We start from the raw sequence: 18899 nt of genomic DNA on the forward strand, positions 1-18899 counted from the left end.
CTTATGAACGTTATTTGAGCTCAACGGTGGCACCATTTTCGATGTTGGCATATACCTCAAGTACATCCCAGTTGGTTAGACGGATACAGCCATGCGAGGCTTGACGACTGATACCTTCAGGTTTTGGTGAGCCATGTAGACCATATGAGGGTTTTGATAAGCCCATCCATACCACGCCAACTGGGTTGTTGGGGCCTGGTGGCAGCATAAAGACTTGTTTTTGAGCGTCTTCACCAACGGTAGCTTTGTACCACGGCATTTTGACTTTATTAACGATTTTATAAGTACCATGCGGTGATGGGGTGCTGTCACTACCGACGGTGGTCGGATAGGTGGCCACCAGCTGGTCACCGTTATAGGCATATAGTGTTTTGTCAGCTTTGTTGGCCACAACGCGATTGATGCGCTGGTTTAGCGCGCCACGCGTGTTAACCACGGTGATGGTTTCACCTGCTTGGTAAGTTTTGTTTTTGTTCAACTTATCAAGGTAACGTACGTCCATATGAAAACGCTCACCCAGCATCTCTTTGATATCTTGGTAATAGAGACCTTTCATCTTAGATTTGGATTCAGCCCCTGATGGCGTGGCAGCAAAGTTGGTATTGATGTCATCTTCGGTTAGCGTGTACGTCACCAAGACTGGTTTGTTGCTTGATATGTTTCTGTTTAACGCATCCCAAGTCTGTTGATTCATGCGACCAGTCGTCGGCAGACCCTTCATTGCTTGGAAGTTGGTCAGGGCTTTTTTACTGTTCATGCCCCAGCCGCCATCAATTGGGCCAGGAGAGGCGTGATTCCAATCCAGCAGCGCCTGCATCTTGATGGTCATCGCTGAGTTGACTTTCATATTGGGTGACCACGCAGCGCTGTTCACTTTTTGAGCGTAGTCAGATAAGTTTAGCGTGGTGTGACGTTTACCATTGATGTCTTCGATGCTTTTGATGGTGGGGTCATCGCTAAAGTCTTGTAAGCGTTCGCTTTCAGGCAGCTCAAACGACAGGGGGTCAGCAGAGCTTGCGCTGTCGCTCATTGAGCTGTTTGGCGCGGCAACGGCTTGGCCTTCGTCGATGTCATCGACTCTGTCTGATTGCTCATCCTTACGGGTCAGCTCTTCGGCGCTCATATTGTCAGCCGCAATTGCAGGTGTGGGACTGGGTGTAACAGGCTTGGCTCTTTGCTTGTTTTCAATCAGCTGACCCATGCGGTCGGTAGGGTTGACATTGGGGGTTGGCGCGTCTGTCGCACTATTTAGTGAGTTACTGCGGTTTTCTTGGACATTGAGGCTTGCCAGTACTGCCATAGAGGGCATTTGATTGTTACTAGGCGCGGCAAGCGCACTAACGTTAATACCCACCGCGCATGCAGCGATAGAGATGGCGGTAATCAGAGGCTTTTTTGTCATCATATTCAATCACAGTCAGTAATTACAATGCGGTTATTATGCGCATAATTCTGGCGCTTCGCAAACTTTTGTCTCAGCTTTTGGTTATTATTGAATGCTGCAGTGTGCTTGTTGACGTATTCACTACAATAGGGTGAGAATCGGGTCAGGATTTGACGCTTATATTGCGCAAAAACCCAGTAAAGAAAGGTTTTGGAGAGGCATTCTAGCGAATAGATAAGCACATTGGTTGAAACGGTTTGGATTTTAAGCGCGCAGCGATGGTGGCTGGCAAGTGGAACTAATATGTACAGTGGTTGGCGCTCTCTGATGTTTATGTCTATAATGCGCTAATAGCCTATTACTTAACCCATTAGACGTGCTTATCAGGTGCGTAATTAAAAGGTGCGATATGTCAGATCATGAGACCATAAGTGCAGAAGAGTTTCAAAATCAATATTTTAGCGGTCAAGAGGCTCATGATTTAGCGCTTGATGGTGATGAAATACTAGACGCTGATGAGTTGGTTGAGCAGGATCAGTTTGCCACGTTGCATGCTGAGCTTGAGGAAGCCAGAGCTCAGCTGTCTAGCATTCGAGATTTTATCCGTTTTGCAGTCACCCAGCTGCGTAACTACGATGTGGTGGTGGCGCAGGGTACGACAGATGAGTTTGCAGAAGCGTCAGCGATTGTATTACATACGCTGTCGTTAGATTGGGCTGCCAATGAGCAGATATTGGATTGCCGCTTGACCGATTCTGAAAAGCAGGCGGTACTTGGCTTGCTAGAAGAGCGTATCGCTGAGCGCAAGCCGCTCAGTTACCTCATTAACTTGGCTTATTTTTGTGAGTTACCATTTTATGTTGATGAGCGCGTCCTGATTCCAAGATCGCCTATCGCTGAGCTGATCCGTCAACAGTTTTATCCGTATTTTGATGTCAATGAGTTGGCCAAGCCTTTGGGCACAAAACCGAATGATCAGTCAGCGATGTTTTTTGATCATGGTCTTGAGATGAAACAATTGTCCCAGCCTGAGCATATTTTGGATTTGTGCACTGGTTCTGGCTGTATTGCGATTGCCTTGGCGACGCGTTTTGTGGATGCTATGGTCGATGCCACTGATATTGATAAAGGCGCGCTTGAAGTAGCGGCGGTCAATGTCGAGCATCACGGACTGAGCCATCAGGTCAATGTGATCGAGTCCGATTTGTTCGCCAAACTGCCAGCCGATCATCAGTATGAGCTGATCGTGACCAACCCACCGTATGTAGATGCGGCTATTATGGCGGATCTGCCTCCTGAGTTTTTGTATGAGCCTGAGCATGCCTTAGCCGCAGGGCAAGACGGTCTAACCTTGGTACATCATATCTTATTTGAAGCGCCAGATTATCTCAGCCCTGAGGGTCTGCTGGTGTGTGAGGTAGGCGATAGTGAGTGGGCGCTGAGCCAAGCTTACCCTGATATTCAATTTGACTGGCTCAAATTTGCTAACGGTGGTCATGGTATCTTTGCCATTACCTTTGATGAGTTGATGGCGCACCGTGATAAATTTGCCCATTATGTTCAGCTGCTAGATGCCAGCCAGCAATAAGTGTAATCAATAATCAACGGGGCTACTGCGCTCTATAGACGGTATTATTTTAAGGATAACCATGTCAGGCAACAGTATTGGACAACTTTTTTGTGTGACAACCTGCGGTGAGTCGCACGGCGCGGGTTTGATGGCCATTGTCGATGGCGTACCGCCCGGCCTTGCGCTATGCGCTGACGATCTGCAGACGGATTTGGATCGACGCAAACCCGGCAGCTCAAAGTACTCAACCCAGCGCCGCGAGTCAGATGAGGTGGAGATCATCTCTGGTGTGTTCGAAGGTAAAACCACAGGCACATCGATTGGATTGCTCATTCGCAACACCAATCAAAAGTCAAAAGATTATAGTGATATCAAAGACACCTTTCGTCCTGGCCACGCTGATTATACCTACAGCATGAAATATGGCTTTCGCGACTATCGCGGCGGCGGCCGTTCTTCAGCCCGTGAAACAGCGATGCGCGTTGCGGCAGGAGCCATTGCCAAAAAGTACTTACAAGAGCGTTTGGGCGTACAGGTACGCGGCCATGTGACCCAAATCGGTACTGAGCACAGCCACGTCAAAGACCCAAGTCAAATTGATTGGGACTTTGTAAACAGCAACCCATTTTTCTGCGCTGATGCTGAAGCTGTGGGTCGTTTTGAGGTCTTGATTGACAGACTGCGCCGCGAAGGTACCAGCTGCGGTGCTCGCCTTGAAGTCATCGCCAGCGGTGTACCTGTCGGCCTAGGTGAGCCTGTGTTTGATCGTTTGGATGCTGATATTGCGCACGCGATGATGAGTATCAATGCAGTTAAAGGGGTTGAGATCGGTGATGGTATGGCAGTTGCCGAGCAGTTCGGTCATCGTAGTCGTGATGAGATGACACCAGATGGCTTTACAGCCAACCATGCGGGCGGTATTTTGGGTGGGATTTCTTCTGGCCAAGACATTTGCGTCAGTATTGCGCTCAAGCCAACCTCTAGTATCACTACTAAGGGCAAGAGTATCGATACTGAAGGCAATGCTGTCGATATGTTGACCAAAGGTCGCCATGATCCATGTGTCGGCGTCAGAGCCACACCCATTGCCGAAGCCATGTTGGCCATTGTTCTGCTGGATCACTATTTGCGCCACCGTGGTCAAAACGCCGATGTTAAGCCGCCTGTGAGTGCCATCAATTAACGTGATGTGCTAATGGTGCGGTCTTGTGAGGCCTTATAACAGACCGGATAAGTGAACATAAAATTATTAGCCCTAAAACGAACCCCTGAATATTTTTGCGCGGCTTAGTCACTCAAAAATGTTCAGGGGTTTTTAGGGCGTGTCCCTAATAGTTATACTTGGTCATGTGCTGCTGGTTAAGCGGCTTGCAAGTCGCTACGGTCTGATAACAGTGCATGCTGATCTATCGCCACGCACTGCTGGTTGCGAAAAACAAGCAGTACTTGCTGGCTGGGAATGGCCAGCCAGTGACCAAAGGGAATACTGTCGATGCCTTGTGCTGAGAGTGTGTGTAGACAGTGTCTGCGGCTATGACCAAGCCAGCTTGATGTTGATGATGCCATGTGCGGATACCTTTTGGATAATGATGAAATCGATTAAAAAAAGCAGATCAAAAGTCTTCTGGTGATGGCGCCTTTTGATCCTTTCCTTTTTTGATTGTCTTATCCTAAAGCAGTGGTATATAAAACCGATGCAAAAAGTATGAAAAACCAATGAATCAGGCGGGCGTTTGCTGTTCTGCTTTATTGATTTTAGCTTTTGTTTTGGCTATCGGTAAGCTTACAGTGACCTGTACGCCAGCGTCCCGTGCGAACATGGCATCTGCTGCCATATTGCTGATACCAACAGACCCGCCATGATGCTCGATCACTTGTTTGACCAGCGTCAGACCCAATCCTGTGCCTTTTTTACGTTGACTGTTTTTTGATGGTGATTGCGCTGTTGTTTGTGACATTGTTTGCTGATTGCTTTGATGTGACAAACTAAAGTATCGATTAAAGGCTTTGTCCACCGCATAGTCGGGCAGCAATTTGCCATCATTAAAGATAGCAAGGGTGACCATGGATGCTGAGGTGTAAAGGCGAATAGTGACGGTGGTTGCTGCAAAATAAATGGCATTGTCGAGGATGTTTTGTAGCGCTTGTATCAGCCAAAAAGAGTCAGCAAAAACAGTGGTTGCATTGTTATATTGCTGATGCGTGCTAGCAGATAGCGGCACATCATTGATATAAATAGCAATGGGCGGCAAATGCTGCTGTTGTAGCTTGGCACTATTATCAATACTTAAGCTGTTGAGTAGCGGCAATAGTGGTAGCAATTCACGGTTGAGCTTAAAGGTTGGCTGCTCAACCGTTGCCAGCAATAGTAAGCGATCGATCAGCTGTTGCATTTTCAGCGCTTGTTCGCTGATGGTTTGACTGAGCATGTGCCGATCTTCATTATCGAGTCCATCGTCCTCAAGTAGCTCACTGCTGGCACGAATGGCCGTTAGTGGGCTTTTTAACTCATGGGTTAAGGTATGGACATAATCATTGACGTAAGCACGATTTTCTAACCGATGTTTCATGGTTTCGATAGTATCGGTCAGGCTGTTAAGCTCACAGCCAAGATAAAAATAGGGTTTTTTGGTGTTTTCTGCCAATGCGCCAGTATACTCGGTCACCAAGGTAATGCTTTGTTTGAGCCACCATGCCACAAGCCCTGCAAGAGTAAGCGCGGCAATACTCATTAGCAGCGCGGTAATCAGCATTCGCTCACGGGTGTTATTTAAATAGGGCAGTACGCTAGAGACTGATTTGCCAACACTGACCACACCAACCAGAGATCCTGCATTATCTCGAATAGGCTGCGCCACATACATGACGGTGTCGTTAGGGTTTGATGCTTGTATGGTGCTTCTGGCTCCATATTTGCCGCGCAAGGTCAGATAGACGTCATTCCAGCGGCTATAGTCTTCGCCTTCGGCATTATTAGGTGTCGGCAGTGAGTCATAGATTACCATGCCTTGATCATCGGTCACATAAACCCGAAAGCGACTGTCTACGCCTTCGGCTGGATAGACATCGATAGGTGGCGTATCTGCAGCTGGCTGGACATTTGCCAATGACCCACCCAAAAAAGCGGCATCAAGCTGCTGCTGATAATCGGCATCATATAACTGCTTGGTTTGCATTGGTGCTTGCAAACTTGCCGCTAGTAAATGACTGGTATCTGAGAGCGTGTCTTCAATCACTTGCTGCGCTGTGGGTTTGACGTAACCAAATAGCTGCGAGAACACCGCCATACCGCAAAGTAACAATACCAAAGCAACTGCCAGCCAAATCCGAAAAAATATACTCAGATTCAGCAGGCGCTTGGGTGCTGGCGTTTGCTGCGGTGAGGTGCCAATAGGATGCAACTTGGCGTACCAATTGGCAGCCTCTGGCTTGGCAAGGCGCTTTTGGTCACCTACAGACGCAGACGAAGGAGCATTATCAGGCGACATCGACGTGGTTACTCCTTAGCATCAGGCAGGACAAAGTCCATAGCCTAACCCTCGGTGTGTATGAATCACATCAATGCTGTCATCAACGCACGCCAGTTGTTTGCGAATGGACTTGACGTGGCTATCAATGGTACGTGCTAAGCGGTGATCAGGATAGTCGCTCACCGCATTGAGCAGTTGCTCTCGGCTAAAGACTTGGTTGGGTGCTTGCAGTAGCGTCAGCAATATTTTGCGTTCCGTATTACTCAGATCCAATTTTTGGTTTTGCCACAGCAAAGAATAGTTAAGTGGCTGATAATGCCACAGCCCCGAGCGACAATGAAAACTGACCACCTGAGTTTCGGTTGAGGTTTGTCCCGATCCGTTACCCGATGCATCTTGATTCGGCGCATCGTCCCTCGGTGTACTGGTTCTCGCTTGTTGTAAAAATAACTGCTCACGCCGCCAAATGGCCTTTAATCGTGCGACTAGTTCCCGAGGACTAAACGGCTTGGTACAGTAATCATCACCGCCCATCTCAAGCCCTAAAATACGGTCTACTTCTTCACTGCGTGCTGTCAAAAACACAATTGGCAAGTCTTTTAGATCGCCAATATCAGGCGCGCGGCGGATATCTTGACATAAGCTTAAGCCATCACCATCTGGTAGACCCACATCCAAAATAACGGCCGACAGTATGGGCGCTGGCTCATGCTGTAAAAAGGGTAAGACATCATGGGCATTATCTAGCCACGTTATTTGCCAGCCTTCGCGTTTACAGGTGATTTTTAATGAGGTAGCGATGGCAGGATCGTCTTCTACCAATAAAATATGGGTCATGAGCGTTGTGACTTCTGTGGTTAAGATAGATAAATGGCGGCAGCAATAGTCATAAAGTATAGATTGATAGCTACCCAAACACTTGTCAGTTATCCTAACATAAAAGCCGATAGATAAAATCAGTGGGCAGCTGCAGTGCTGTGAAAAATCAATGAATCACGCGGCTGAACTCAAACGGTGCTTGTGTATGGCGAGTAGAGACTATGAGTAGCAGTCGCCAGTCCTTATCGAGGTATAGTATACTGCTGGTTTTGCACAGACACCTATAAATGCTATTGCTTCATTGGTGGTACCAATGGCTTTAATAGTAAACGTCAATTTGTCAGAATGAAAGGACATAACATGAGTGACTATTTATTAGAATGCCTAGAATGCGTTATTACCGAGCACAACCCTAAGCAAAAGGTTATCGACCGTGCGGTTATTTGGCTACATGGCTTAGGCGCGAGTGGTCATGATTTTGAGCCTGTTGTGCCGCAACTGGGTCTCAATCCTGAATATGGTATCCGTTTTGTTTTCCCACATGCACCCAAACGTGCCGTTACCGTCAACGGTGGGATGATCATGCCAGCATGGTACGATATCTTAGAGATGAGCATTGAGCGCAAAATCGATGTGGCTCAAATTGAAATATCAGCGCAGCAGATTGGCGCGCTGATTGAACGTGAAATCGCGCGCGGCGTAGCCCCTGAGCATATCGTCATTGCGGGGTTCTCACAAGGTGGGGCAGTGGCTTATCATACCGCGCTTGCCTACCCGCAGCGTTTGGCAGGACTGATGGCACTCTCTACTTATCTCGCCACCAATGAGCAGTTAAGCTATAGCGCAGCCAACAAAGACTTGCCGATTTTAATTCAGCATGGCAGTCATGATCCTGTCGTGCCAGTGATGCTAGGCGAGCAAGCGTACGATACGCTATCCAAAAAAGGCTACGAGGTCACTTATCAAACTTACCCGATGGCGCATCAAGTTTGTATGCCGCAAATCCAAGATATCGGTAAATGGCTGAATAACGTTCTTGGGTAATACAGTAGTTACAGATATGTTTATTAATAGTCAAGAGTATCTACTGCCATAGTGGTTGTTAGTAGTACTGCTAGTGATGTGTGATTTGAGCGATAGCAAATTTGTCCTTATTTTTTAATAAGAAGCGTAATATTGTTATCGCTAAATCTGTTAAATGTGCCAAAAACTATCCAATGTATCAACGTACAATCTTGGTGTTGATCGCCTCTGCCCAGCCCAAACATTTTTCATCGCAGCGCTCGCAAGGTGCATTATGTTCTGACAGCAAATGCTCCACATAACCACAATACATACAAGCGTATGGCTGCTGGGCTTTGACTTCTCCCACTGACTGGTAAGCCTTAGGAAATATGGGTAATCCATAACGTATTTCATTATCAGCAAACATCAAAATGCTAAACGTACCGTCGGTTTCTAATAGCCCAACGCGCACCTGTCCCAAATGCTCGATGCCTTGCTGGCGCATCTCGGCAAAGAACTCATCATGTGACATCTTTCCTTTGTCGATTTTTTCCAGCACCAGCTTGCCATCTTCGACAATATACAATGACCTGCCTTCTAATAAGTCTTCAATAAGCTGATACTTCATCATCAGCCATGTACATAAGCGATATAGAGCGATAACTAAGCTCATAATCAATATAGCTTGGATAATCGGCAGCTCCTTGGTGAACATTGGATCACCAGCGATAGAGCCGAGGGATAGAATAATAGTCAGCTCAAATATGGATAACTGGCGTACACCGCGCTTACCTGTAAAGCGCAAAAAACCAATGATCAGCACAAACATCACGATCACACGAACAGCAATTTCAGCAGCAAATGCCCAGGTTGTATCGTATAAAAAAATATCTACTAAATTCATTGATGAGCATGCCTATTATGGTATTAGCCGCACAATATAGCCAAGTACATCACGCAATAACAAGAGGAGATGTGTAGTGGTAAACTAAGCGTATGGATCGAAGTTTATCATGGCCAATAAAATAAGAACCTATAGTACAGACTTTAAAGCCGAAGCCGTTAAGAAGATAGCAGACAATCATGGCAATATTTCAGCGACGGCGTACTTCGCCAATGAGGAACATTAAGAAACAGTGTAGGAGACTGTTTTAGTGATGCAAGACGTAGGGCTATGCCCGCAGTGACAGCTAATCCGGTACGCCTTTATCAAAGATAACCAACACTTCTTTAGCATCACCACCATGTGCTGATTACTAAATGTTAAGCCATCAAGATATTACGACTGGATAAACCGCGATATTAGCTTGTATATGGCCAGAGGTATTAAAAAAGAAATGGCATTAAATGCCGTCGCCACAAGCGTTTTAAAGTCACCACGGACTCCGAGCACAATAAGCTTGTCTATTCACACATACTAAATCAGCACTTTGATGCTAAGCGTTCTAGCCAAAGGTTAATTGTACATTGTCGACCACAAGGTAACATTAGCTTATTGGTTCAGCGAGCGCTAAAGGCAATATCTGTGCTCGCAGTGGAACGAGAATTAAGAAAGACTTGGGCTATAAAACGCCAAGAGCGGTAACGGACAAAGACAATACCGTGCTTTGGCGTTGGGAGGGTGATGCGTTTGGGACAAACGCGCCAAGCATCGCTACGATAAAAATGCTTCTGCGTATGGCGGGACAGTATGCCGATGATGAGACGGAATTGTTTTACAACTATTACCGCTTCTATGATCCTAAGACGGGACGCTATGTAACCTCTGATCCCTTAGGATTGACTGATGGTACTAACCCTTATAATTACGTTCATGGTAATTTTTTATCCAAGGTTGATCCTGATGGGCAGTTCGCTTTTCTAATTGTGAATCCTTATACCATAGGTTTGGCGATTAACACTATTGGCATTTTAGCTACAATTGCGATAGATATATCCATCGACGACGAGTTTAATAGATTAAAAGAAAACACTTGTAACAATTGTAGCTCAATGAGTAAGGGTGGAACGAAGAATGTGGATAATGAATATGTTCGTATGATCCAATATAAAGAATGTGGCGATGAAGATCCATGTAAGTTTTTGAAAAAATTATACGATTCAAATAAAAATACTAACGAGCGCAAAAAAATTAAAATAGCACTAAAACGCTATAATTGTGATGGTAAAAACAGAAATGATAGGAAAAAATAGCTTTATACATACATTTATTTTTTAAGGAGTAAATAATGACTTGGGTAGTTGCCAGCTTTATTAATGTAATAGAAGTAGTTGAAGGTAATCAAACTGAATTCCCAGTTTTTGAAGACTTTTATTTATACCAGATAGTATCTGACGAAGAACTTATAGATAAGATTAATCAAGAAATAAAGTCTATAAACGAAGCAGGAGCTGAAGGTACGCGCTACTATAACCAGAAAGCTAAATTACATTGTTTAGGAGTAAGAAAAGTTAAATCAATAATGAATGCTAATCCTGAATTAGATATTGATGAAGATCCACCTACTGATGGTACGGAATTATCACATTGTTATATGACAGTTAAATCTCTAGATGATGCTCGGCTTTTAGCAGAAGGAAAGGCTGTTATGGTTCATTACATAGATGATGACCAAATGGACGAATAATGACGGTATTAATGTATGGAAATTAGCATTCTTAAAATAGCTAATAAAGCTGATCTGATGGATAAAATTGCTTTCATGAAGCCGAAAGGCATTTTTGCAAATGAACTCATCGTAGACGTGCTCATGTCCTACTATGTTATCGGAGATTTGACGATACCAAGTATGTCGTCAGAAGATATCTATTACGAATGTTTGAAAATTGCTTGTAATCAAATTGCTATAGGAGGCATTCGTAGCAAGCGATATATTGCAGAGCAACTAATGAACGTAGAAAATAGATATTTAAAGCCTGACAAAGTGTTAGCTGAATTCTTAATCAATTTAGCCGCTTATGAGAACGAGCCTGACGCTTGTGATATTTTAGAAATACATTGTTTAGAAATAGAGCGTCATGATCTAGCAAAGTTTTGGAATATCAAAAATCAAATAGGGTGTCTTGATAAAATTGGAGTACCGTTAAATTTAGTTGTTGATAAAAAAGGGAAATACATTGAACTAAGCTTGTTTGATTGACTGCCATATGCTTATAAGCAATGCGAGGTATTACAAATCCATAGCGATCATTTGGGTAAGCCAAGGGCAGTAACAGATAAAGATAATGCGGTACTTTGGCGTTGGGAGGGTGATGCATTTGGTGATATTACTCGACAGATAGATGCTATCGAAATGCCTTTAAGAATGGCCGGACAATATAGAGACAATGAGACTGGGCTATTTTATAATTATTTTAGGTTTTATGATCCCCAAACTGGACGGTATGTGGAAAATGATCCAATTGGATTGAAAGGTGGTTTAAATATTTTCGCTTATGCAGATAACAACCCCTTAAAGTTAACTGATCCAAAAGGAAAGTCACCTGTAGTTATAGGAATTGGAGTTGGGACGGCTACTTGGTTAGGAGCTTGCAGTCTGTATTCTTTTGTCTTAGGGCAGAACTTTGAAACTACTAATGCTGTAAATGATGACCTACTTTCAAATGATACCGATAAAAAACATCATTGCTATGCTAGTTGTGTACTTATCAAATGTATGGTTGGTTTACCCTTCGCACCTTCTGTTGGAGTTCTTAAAGAAGCTGTGGATTATTTTAAGACAGATGGAGAGTTCAGTATTGATGATATTAGAGCCAACAACGTAGGGGTAACATATGCCTATGCAGGAAAGGAATGCAAAGAATGTGATGGCGAATATTGTGATTAGCTTTCTAATTTTATTTTCAATACTTCTTTATTTAGACCATAATAGATTGTTGTTATTTTTACCTCAATCAAAAAGTCAGGTTAGATATGAAGTTGAAGAAATATATAAGAAAGTTAATGTGGGACAATCAAGAGCGACTGTAGAAAATTTTGTTAAAAATTATACTAAAGGTAAAAAATTCAAAGTACATGAAAAAACCTCAAGTATATATATAATTCCACCTACAGAGCTAGATGGTTTAACTTGGTTTTGGACTATTTTAATATTTTTTGACGATGATAATGTAGTTGAAGGAGTTGCTATTAGACCAACAGATGGATATAAGTATTGGTTCTGTGAAGCCCCTAAAGATAAAGGCTATATTGCAGAAAGATATAAAGGCGATGGGGATTGTATTGAATAAAATAGTTTATTATAAGTATACCCCACTGAGATCACTCAAATAGATTCAATAAGCCATAAAATGCCCACTTATAACAGACTGTTCTAAGTGGTCGTTTTTTGTTGTTATCTTGAGACATCATAGTCTGCTTCATTCTCGTTTTAAGTATACATGCCAGAAAATTCTACTGAGTAATTTTCTAAAATCTCTATATCGTAGATATACTAAGCAAGACCCTTAACAAAACCCTGCATCTGAGTAGGGTTTTTTTACGCCTCCAAACCACGGAACACGCCTCAGACAAGCCATTTATCTTTGCGACAATAGCCTTATCAACATACATAAGGCTACTATCATGAAACCGAAGCTAAGCGCCAGTAGCGTAGGCATGAAGAAAGTCTCTGCGTATGGCGGGACAGTATACGGAGGATGAGACGGAATTGTTTTATAAATAGCATCGCTTTTATGATCCTAAGACGGGACGATATGTAACCTCTGATCCTTTAGGTCTAGCGGATGGCACTAATTCCTATAATTATGTCCATGGTAATTCTTTATCCAAGGTTGATCCTGATGGGCAGTTCGCTTTAACAATAGGCGTTGGTGTTGCAGCAGCAGGAGTAATATGTTATGCCGTTGACTGTGGTCAAGCTGTAGGCGATGCTTTAAGTGGCTTAGGAACATGGATGCAAAGTGTTACTAACTCAAAAGATACTACCGATACTAAAGCTAAAGAAAATACTTGTCCTGACAGTAAGTGCCAGATGATAATAGATCAAATTCTTGCACAAACTGGCGTAGTTAGAAGAAGATATTACTTAATGTTACTAGATGAGCACAACTTAGCTACTAAGGCTAAAAAAACGCCTCATCCAGATGGACACGGCTCTTGGAAAGGACATCAAGATAAGTATGAAGCGGAGAGAAAAACATTAAATGGTCTAATAATGGAAGCTTGGTTTGCTGGTTGCTCTAACTATGTGCCACAGGAGTCTAGAAGATGGGCAGAAACGAAAGCTCCTAAGAAACCAAATCCTACTGAAGCAAATAATAATAATTTTTTTGTAAGATAATAAGGCTTAAGAGGTATTAGCATATGAAGATTAGCATGTTTGAGATTGTCGATAGAGCTGAGTTAATGAATAAGATTACCTTTATAAAGCCCAAGGGTATTTATCCAAATGAGCTGATGGCAGATTTACTTTTGTCCTCTTACGTTTTTGGAGACTTAAATATACTCGATATTTCATCGAAAGAAATATATTACGAATGCCTAAATATTTTTTGTGATCAAGTTGCCGTAGGCGCTATTCATAGTAAATGGCATATTGCCAGGCAGCTTATTGATATCAACAATGAGTATCTAATTCCTGATAAAAAATTAGCAGCGTTCTTGATAGACTTAGCTGCTTATGAAAATGAACCTTATGCCTGCGACTTTTTAGAGAATAAATATCTTGAAATAGGACGTCATGATCTAGCAAAGTTTTGGAATATCAAAAGTCAAATAGGGTGTCTTGACGAAGTAGGAATGCCGTTGAATTTAGTTGTTGATAAAAAAGGGAAATATATTGAGATAAGCTTGTTTGATTGACCGCCATATGCTTATAAGCAATGCGAGGTATTATAAATCCATAGCGATCATTTGGGTAAGCCAAGGGCAGTAACAGATAAAGACAATGCGGTACTTTGGCGTTGAGAGGGCGCTGCGTTTGGGACAAACGCGCCAAGCATCGCTACGATAAAAATGCCTCTGCGTATGGCGGGGCAATATGCGGATGATGAAACGGGATTGTTTTACAACTATTACCGCTTTTATGATCCTAAAACAGGACGGTATGTCACTTCTGATCCCTTAGGATTGACTGATGGCACTAATCCTTATAATTATGTTCATAGTAATCCTTTGAGCTATATTGATGCATATGGGTTATTAAGCGAAAGTGTCAAAAAGTGCGTCTGTGATCTAATGCAAGAAAATAATTACAATGCGGATAAGGCTCTTTACTCAGCCCAAAAATTACGTTGGAGCATAGGTTGGAATGATAAAGTAGCCAGACCATGCGAAAACTACTTAACAGCTTACTCTGAAGTTTCATCGGGAAGAACAAACCCAATACTAATGTTTGGAGGTATTGCACTACATAATGCAATGAAGTTTCTACCAAAAAAAGTTAGAAAAACCTCACCCTATAGTCAAGAAGCTACAGATGCACAAATTGAAGGAACTCTAGATGGATCGCGACAAAAGGATTGGCGTCAAGTCTGTGAAGGAAGTATCTGTTTCCTTGCATAATAATAAACATATAGCTTGTTTACTTCTTTCTTATATGTTTATAACACTCAGTATTTTAGTCAGTCGTGATACATGGGGGGATACATCAACAGTTATATTATTCACTACAATTATTTATACAATATACTTCGTACTAATAATTAAACTGCGCCCAAAAATAATTTTTACTAGGATTGTAATTTTTTATATATTTGTGCTTTCGCTAGTATGTTTACCTAATATTTTAAGTACAGCCGATGATGGGATTCAATATAATATATATGACAGTTTAATTTCTCTAACCTTAAACTCTATATCAATAATTTTTATATATTTTGTTGAAAGACAAAATAGTCAACATCGTAATTCGTGAGCATGTTCACATGGGGATCAGGCTTGGTGGGAGTTTGAATACCTATGGGTATGTGGGAGCTAGTCCGCTTGGGTTTGTTGATTCTGATGGACTGAATCCTTTAGCAGGCTGTGCCGTTGGTGCTGGTGCGGGTCCTGTTGGCTGCGGTGTTGGAGAGGCTATTGGACTTGCCATCAATTCTCTTGGTATATATGCAATTAGTCAGGCGTTTGACGATGCGAGTGCAGAGACTAAAGCTGATGAGAATACTTGTACAGAAGAGGGCTTTCCGCCTTGTAATCCAGTTAAAGGTACTATAGGTTATCGTCCTGATCCCGCAGATTCTAGTCCTCATAATAAAATAGGAGGTGTTAGAGCAGCACAAGCGCTTGGTATTCATGTTACTGTTGGCTATGAGCCTGCTCCACATTTCAACATGTCTCAGATGAATCAAAAACCAAACAACTGTAATTTTTTTTGGAAAAGCTTGAAAGTAGCCGTGCCACCAGCTCCTAAGCCCAGTTGGTATGGGCCATTATCGAAACAATTTTCAAGATAAGGTGAATTAAAAATGGATACCATTTTAATGGGCTATTCTATACATATGCTTAATGATGATTGCGAATGGACTAATGAACGAAGATTGCAGTTTTTAATAGACCCTCATATTAGGCTACCTAAGTCAGTAGATAGTAATGTTTGGGAGGAAAGTTATGATTTTTTCGATGAGTTATCTGAACAAGAAAGGATGGATAACTACATTAAATGGCGTGACAAAGAAAGACTTATAGATTTAACAGGTTATAGAATTACAGAAAAAAATAGAGTGTTAACTGCAAGTTATTTGCACTTTTTAGACTATGTTCCAACTGAAGTATGGGCAATGGAATATCGATCAGAACCTGTTGATAAAGATTTAATATTTCTTGGATATGATATTGCCAATGGTGGCACATTGAGTGGATTATCAAACTGTGGTTACAGAGATATAGAACTTGTCTATTGTAGAGAGCATTATTTACAGCATCTGAATGAACACGGTTTATTTGAAAGCTTCAATGTAGCTTGGGACTTCTTGAGTTATACCAATCAAAGAACACCAGCAGATTCACCTTTTTACGTCTATAGCCTCTATACAGATAAGAAGATAGATTGAGCTATGCTGAAGAAACCGTACAACTGAACTTGGTAAACTAGCGACTCGACAAGGAGTTTATCATGACTAAGAAAGTAAGAACCTACAGTGACGAATTTAAAGCTGAAGCTGTCAAGAAAATAGCGGATAACAACGGCAATATTTCAGCGATCGCAAAGCAGCTTGGCATCGCCATGCAAACGCTATCAAACTGGCACAATAAAGCCAACCAAGGCAAGCTTATCGGCACAGAACAATATGAACCTGATCTTATGACAGCTCTTCAAGAAATAAAGCAGCTCAAGCGACAACTTAAAGTTGCTGAGGAGGAACGCGAAATTCTAAAAAAGGCGACGGCGTACTTCGCGAAAAACAGCCCGTAAAGTATGCCTTTATCAAAGATAATCAGCTGCTTTTTAGTATCGCCACTATGTGCCGTGTATTAAGCATTAAGCCGTCGAGCTACTACGATTGGCTGAGTCGTGATCTTAATAAACAGCAGATACACCGCAACCATTGTGAGCTACTTGTCAGAGCTGCTCACAGTGAAACTCGTGGGCGCTATGGTGTTGAGCGACTGCACGCAAAGCTGATAGAGCAAGGACATGATATTAGCCTATATATGGTCAGACGTATCAAAGAAAAACATGGTATCAAATGCCGTCGCCACAAACGCTTTAAAGTCACCACGGACTCAAACCATAATAAAATGGTTTATCCAAATGTGCTCGACCAGCAGTTTGATACTAAGCGTCCTAATGAGTCTTGGGTCAGTGACATCACCTATATCTGGACCAATGAGGGTTGGTTATACTTGGCAGGCGTTAAAGACTTGTACACTAAAGAACTGGTCGGCTATGCCATCAACCTCGATGAGTGGTCGTGGCAACTGCTTTGATAATGCTCCGATAGAAAGCTTCTCGGGTGAGGAGCACTGCTCCGCAAGGAGAAATGAATTGGTATATCACCAAGACTATAAGACAAGGTTTGTAGCGATCAGCGATATCATTGGCTATATTGAGCTGTACTATAACCAAACGAGGATTCAAAAGAATCTAGGTTATAAATCGCCAAGACAGGTGTGGTTTGACTTTTACCGTCAAGCTGCGTGACTAAAATCTCCCAAGTTTAGTTGTACGGATTTGACGGCAGGGATCAGGATACTCGAAGGTGTGGGATATAAAAGAAGAGAGTTGTGATTGTGAGTAAAAAGTTTTTATTAGTAATATCTACAATTGTAGTGAATGTTTTAATACTCGTTTTCGTCGTCGTTTTCGTCGATTCTACATACTGTAAACCAGCATGGTGGCTAATTATTTTAGGTTTTTCAGTACAAGGTGTTTGTGCGTTTTTATTACTACAAGGGGGACTTTTGCCTAAAAAAGAAACTTCTCATTTACAGCTTTCTAGAGAGGGTGCAGTCATAATGTTACTAGGAAGCTTCTTTATGGTTTATGGCGGTAGTTTGGGAATTGACGAAACAGGTAGAATAAACGACTGTCCTAATACTTTGATTCAACATATGTATAAGTAGCCCAGTAAGCTGGATAAATATACGATTATCATTTATATCTATATTCCATTGCTGGACCACTAGATATTTTTTGGGAGCCAAGCCTATACTTTTCAAAACAATCTATAAAGAGATGTTAAGTCATTTAGTTTTCGTTGGATGGAATGTTGAAATGGGGTCTGGGTCAGCATTTACTGATGGCATATATCCTATATATTTATCAGAGGGAATATCTGGAAAGCTATGCTTCGATAGTAGTATACCTATTAATGTGAATAGATATGGCTTGTTAGATAATTTTACTGATAGTGAAGCTGTCTATAAGCTTAATAATGAGTATCCAAATAATGAAGACTTCTGGTACAGCTCAGTAATGACTATGTCATGATATGCCCAGAAACGAGCCAGCCGCTTTTTAATGAAAAGCCTGCACGTAACAGGATTGCTGAAGCAATGAAGGGAACAAGGGTGGGGCATCGGCCAGCATACAATACGCGTCATACTTACGCGACTATGCTTTTGATGGCAGGGCTCAATCCTGTTTTTGTGGCCAATCAGCTGAGCCATAGCTTGCAGATGCTCATAAAGCGATATAGACGCTGGATACATGGCGACCAAAACAAGATAGAAATATCTAAGTTGATCACAGACTAAAACGGCTTTTGAATGATGTTCAAATTTAAAAGTTGCCATAAAAAAAGCCAGCCACCTAAGTGACTGACTTGATTTAATATATTTGGTGGAGATGGCGGGAGTTGAACCCGCGTCCGCCAATACTACACTCATGACTCTACATGTTTAGGGTCTGTCTTTGGTTTTAGCCTGCACCGATCCGACAGTCAGGATGGATTAGGCGAGTCTCTAAGTTTGAACCCAAGCGGTTGAGACAACCACTTGTGGCGAACCTATATGCGTGCGCTTCAACTGAGTTAACCGACTATAGGTGATCAGCAACTGAGTAAGCAGGGTTTAAGCTGCTAGAGCGTAAGTTTCGTCGTTTGCGACTATTACATTATATACTTGATTAACGAGAGGGCATACTCTCTCGACATGCATCATTGAGTTTCGTTACCAGCGTCGAAGCCAGAACATCCCCAATAGAACGACGTATTATATAGGCAAAAGGTATGTTTTGGCAATAGCCGTATGGGTGGTGGTTACATTTCA

The 18899-nt window shown here is 42.5% G+C and carries 18 protein-coding genes, 1 other RNA gene and 5 pseudogenes; 18 read left to right on the forward strand and 6 right to left on the reverse strand.

Annotation, left to right across the window (positions count from 1 at the left end; all coding sequences use genetic code 11):
- Nucleotides 1–10: 10 nt before the first annotated feature.
- A complete protein-coding gene (locus ACFI32_RS03225) occupies nucleotides 11–1402 on the reverse strand; it encodes a L,D-transpeptidase family protein (protein WP_462625062.1) in 1392 nt (463 codons plus the stop codon).
- A 391-nt stretch (nucleotides 1403–1793) separates the two neighbouring features.
- Between ACFI32_RS03225 and prmB the strand changes: the two genes are divergently transcribed.
- Nucleotides 1794–2972: a 50S ribosomal protein L3 N(5)-glutamine methyltransferase gene (gene prmB / locus ACFI32_RS03230; protein WP_462625064.1), complete on the forward strand. Its 1179-nt coding sequence runs from the start codon at nucleotides 1794–1796 to the stop codon at nucleotides 2970–2972.
- A 61-nt stretch (nucleotides 2973–3033) separates the two neighbouring features.
- A complete protein-coding gene (aroC, locus tag ACFI32_RS03235; protein WP_462625065.1) occupies nucleotides 3034–4137 on the forward strand; it encodes a chorismate synthase in 1104 nt (367 codons plus the stop codon).
- Nucleotides 4138–4313: 176 nt separating this feature from the next.
- Here the strand turns inward: aroC and ACFI32_RS03240 are convergent, their stop codons facing one another.
- The 3 genes from ACFI32_RS03240 to ACFI32_RS03250 all read right to left on the reverse strand — a co-directional run bounded on the left by ACFI32_RS03240 (nucleotide 4314) and on the right by ACFI32_RS03250 (nucleotide 7261).
- Nucleotides 4314–4520, reverse strand: coding sequence for a hypothetical protein (locus ACFI32_RS03240; protein ID WP_462625066.1), 207 nt, complete (start codon nucleotides 4518–4520; stop codon nucleotides 4314–4316).
- Nucleotides 4521–4675: 155 nt separating this feature from the next.
- Complete coding sequence (gene creC / locus ACFI32_RS03245) at nucleotides 4676–6442, reverse strand: two-component system sensor histidine kinase CreC (RefSeq protein WP_462625067.1); 1767 nt, start codon at nucleotides 6440–6442, stop codon at nucleotides 4676–4678.
- Between the two features lie 21 nt (nucleotides 6443–6463).
- Entirely contained in the window at nucleotides 6464–7261 is a 798-nt protein-coding gene (locus ACFI32_RS03250) for a response regulator (protein WP_462625068.1), read from the reverse strand.
- Between the two features lie 342 nt (nucleotides 7262–7603).
- Here ACFI32_RS03250 and ACFI32_RS03255 point away from each other — a divergent pair, with 342 nt between their 5' ends.
- A complete protein-coding gene (locus ACFI32_RS03255) occupies nucleotides 7604–8287 on the forward strand; it encodes an alpha/beta hydrolase (protein ID WP_462625069.1) in 684 nt (227 codons plus the stop codon).
- A gap of 178 nt (nucleotides 8288–8465) precedes the next feature.
- Here the strand turns inward: ACFI32_RS03255 and ACFI32_RS03260 are convergent, their stop codons facing one another.
- Nucleotides 8466–9152, reverse strand: coding sequence for a DUF421 domain-containing protein (locus tag ACFI32_RS03260; protein ID WP_462625070.1), 687 nt, complete (start codon nucleotides 9150–9152; stop codon nucleotides 8466–8468).
- Nucleotides 9153–9546: 394 nt separating this feature from the next.
- Here ACFI32_RS03260 and ACFI32_RS03265 point away from each other — a divergent pair.
- The 15 genes and pseudogenes from ACFI32_RS03265 to ACFI32_RS03335 form a co-directional block, all read left to right on the forward strand.
- Nucleotides 9547–9701, forward strand: a pseudogene (locus ACFI32_RS03265) (IS3-like element ISPar1 family transposase); the annotation flags it as partial.
- A 104-nt stretch (nucleotides 9702–9805) separates the two neighbouring features.
- Complete coding sequence (locus ACFI32_RS03270; RefSeq protein ID WP_462625071.1) at nucleotides 9806–10441, forward strand: RHS repeat domain-containing protein; 636 nt, start codon at nucleotides 9806–9808, stop codon at nucleotides 10439–10441.
- A 35-nt stretch (nucleotides 10442–10476) separates the two neighbouring features.
- Nucleotides 10477–10875 (forward strand): hypothetical protein, encoded by a 399-nt coding sequence (locus ACFI32_RS03275; protein ID WP_462625072.1) that lies wholly within the window; start codon nucleotides 10477–10479, stop codon nucleotides 10873–10875.
- 15 nt (nucleotides 10876–10890) lie between these two features.
- Nucleotides 10891–11388 carry a hypothetical protein gene (locus ACFI32_RS03280; protein WP_462625073.1) on the forward strand — a complete coding sequence of 166 codons (498 nt, stop codon included), beginning with the start codon at nucleotides 10891–10893 and terminating at the stop codon, nucleotides 11386–11388.
- A 36-nt stretch (nucleotides 11389–11424) separates the two neighbouring features.
- The gene (locus ACFI32_RS03285) at nucleotides 11425–12075 is read left to right on the forward strand and encodes an RHS repeat domain-containing protein (RefSeq protein WP_462625144.1); all 651 of its coding nucleotides are present in this window, start codon (nucleotides 11425–11427) and stop codon (nucleotides 12073–12075) included.
- Nucleotides 12053–12478 carry a hypothetical protein gene (locus ACFI32_RS03290; protein ID WP_462625074.1) on the forward strand — a complete coding sequence of 142 codons (426 nt, stop codon included), beginning with the start codon at nucleotides 12053–12055 and terminating at the stop codon, nucleotides 12476–12478. The genes ACFI32_RS03285 and ACFI32_RS03290 overlap by 23 nt, the downstream gene beginning before the upstream one ends.
- Before the next feature lie 446 nt (nucleotides 12479–12924).
- Nucleotides 12925–13026: pseudogene (locus tag ACFI32_RS03295) on the forward strand (RHS repeat-associated core domain-containing protein); the annotation flags it as partial.
- 117 nt (nucleotides 13027–13143) lie between these two features.
- Nucleotides 13144–13530 (forward strand): hypothetical protein, encoded by a 387-nt coding sequence (locus ACFI32_RS03300; RefSeq protein ID WP_462625075.1) that lies wholly within the window; start codon nucleotides 13144–13146, stop codon nucleotides 13528–13530.
- A 35-nt stretch (nucleotides 13531–13565) separates the two neighbouring features.
- Nucleotides 13566–14051 carry a hypothetical protein gene (locus tag ACFI32_RS03305; protein ID WP_462625076.1) on the forward strand — a complete coding sequence of 162 codons (486 nt, stop codon included), beginning with the start codon at nucleotides 13566–13568 and terminating at the stop codon, nucleotides 14049–14051.
- A gap of 126 nt (nucleotides 14052–14177) precedes the next feature.
- A pseudogene (locus tag ACFI32_RS03310) lies at nucleotides 14178–14753 on the forward strand (RHS repeat-associated core domain-containing protein); the annotation flags it as partial.
- 386 nt (nucleotides 14754–15139) lie between these two features.
- Complete coding sequence (locus ACFI32_RS03315; RefSeq protein ID WP_462625077.1) at nucleotides 15140–15643, forward strand: hypothetical protein; 504 nt, start codon at nucleotides 15140–15142, stop codon at nucleotides 15641–15643.
- Nucleotides 15644–15655: 12 nt separating this feature from the next.
- Entirely contained in the window at nucleotides 15656–16240 is a 585-nt protein-coding gene (locus tag ACFI32_RS03320) for a hypothetical protein (protein ID WP_462625078.1), read from the forward strand.
- A gap of 62 nt (nucleotides 16241–16302) precedes the next feature.
- Nucleotides 16303–17331 (forward strand): annotated as a pseudogene (locus ACFI32_RS03325) (IS3 family transposase).
- Between the two features lie 89 nt (nucleotides 17332–17420).
- On the forward strand, nucleotides 17421–17753 hold the full coding sequence (locus tag ACFI32_RS03330; protein WP_462625080.1) for a hypothetical protein: 333 nt from the start codon (nucleotides 17421–17423) through the stop codon (nucleotides 17751–17753).
- A 354-nt stretch (nucleotides 17754–18107) separates the two neighbouring features.
- Nucleotides 18108–18386: pseudogene (locus ACFI32_RS03335) on the forward strand (site-specific integrase); the annotation flags it as partial.
- 83 nt (nucleotides 18387–18469) lie between these two features.
- Here ACFI32_RS03335 and ssrA read toward each other — a convergent pair.
- Nucleotides 18470–18828: a transfer-messenger RNA gene (gene ssrA / locus ACFI32_RS03340) on the reverse strand.
- Between the last annotated feature and the right edge of the window lie 71 nt (nucleotides 18829–18899).

Source organism: Psychrobacter sp. PSi21 (assembly GCF_054960615.1).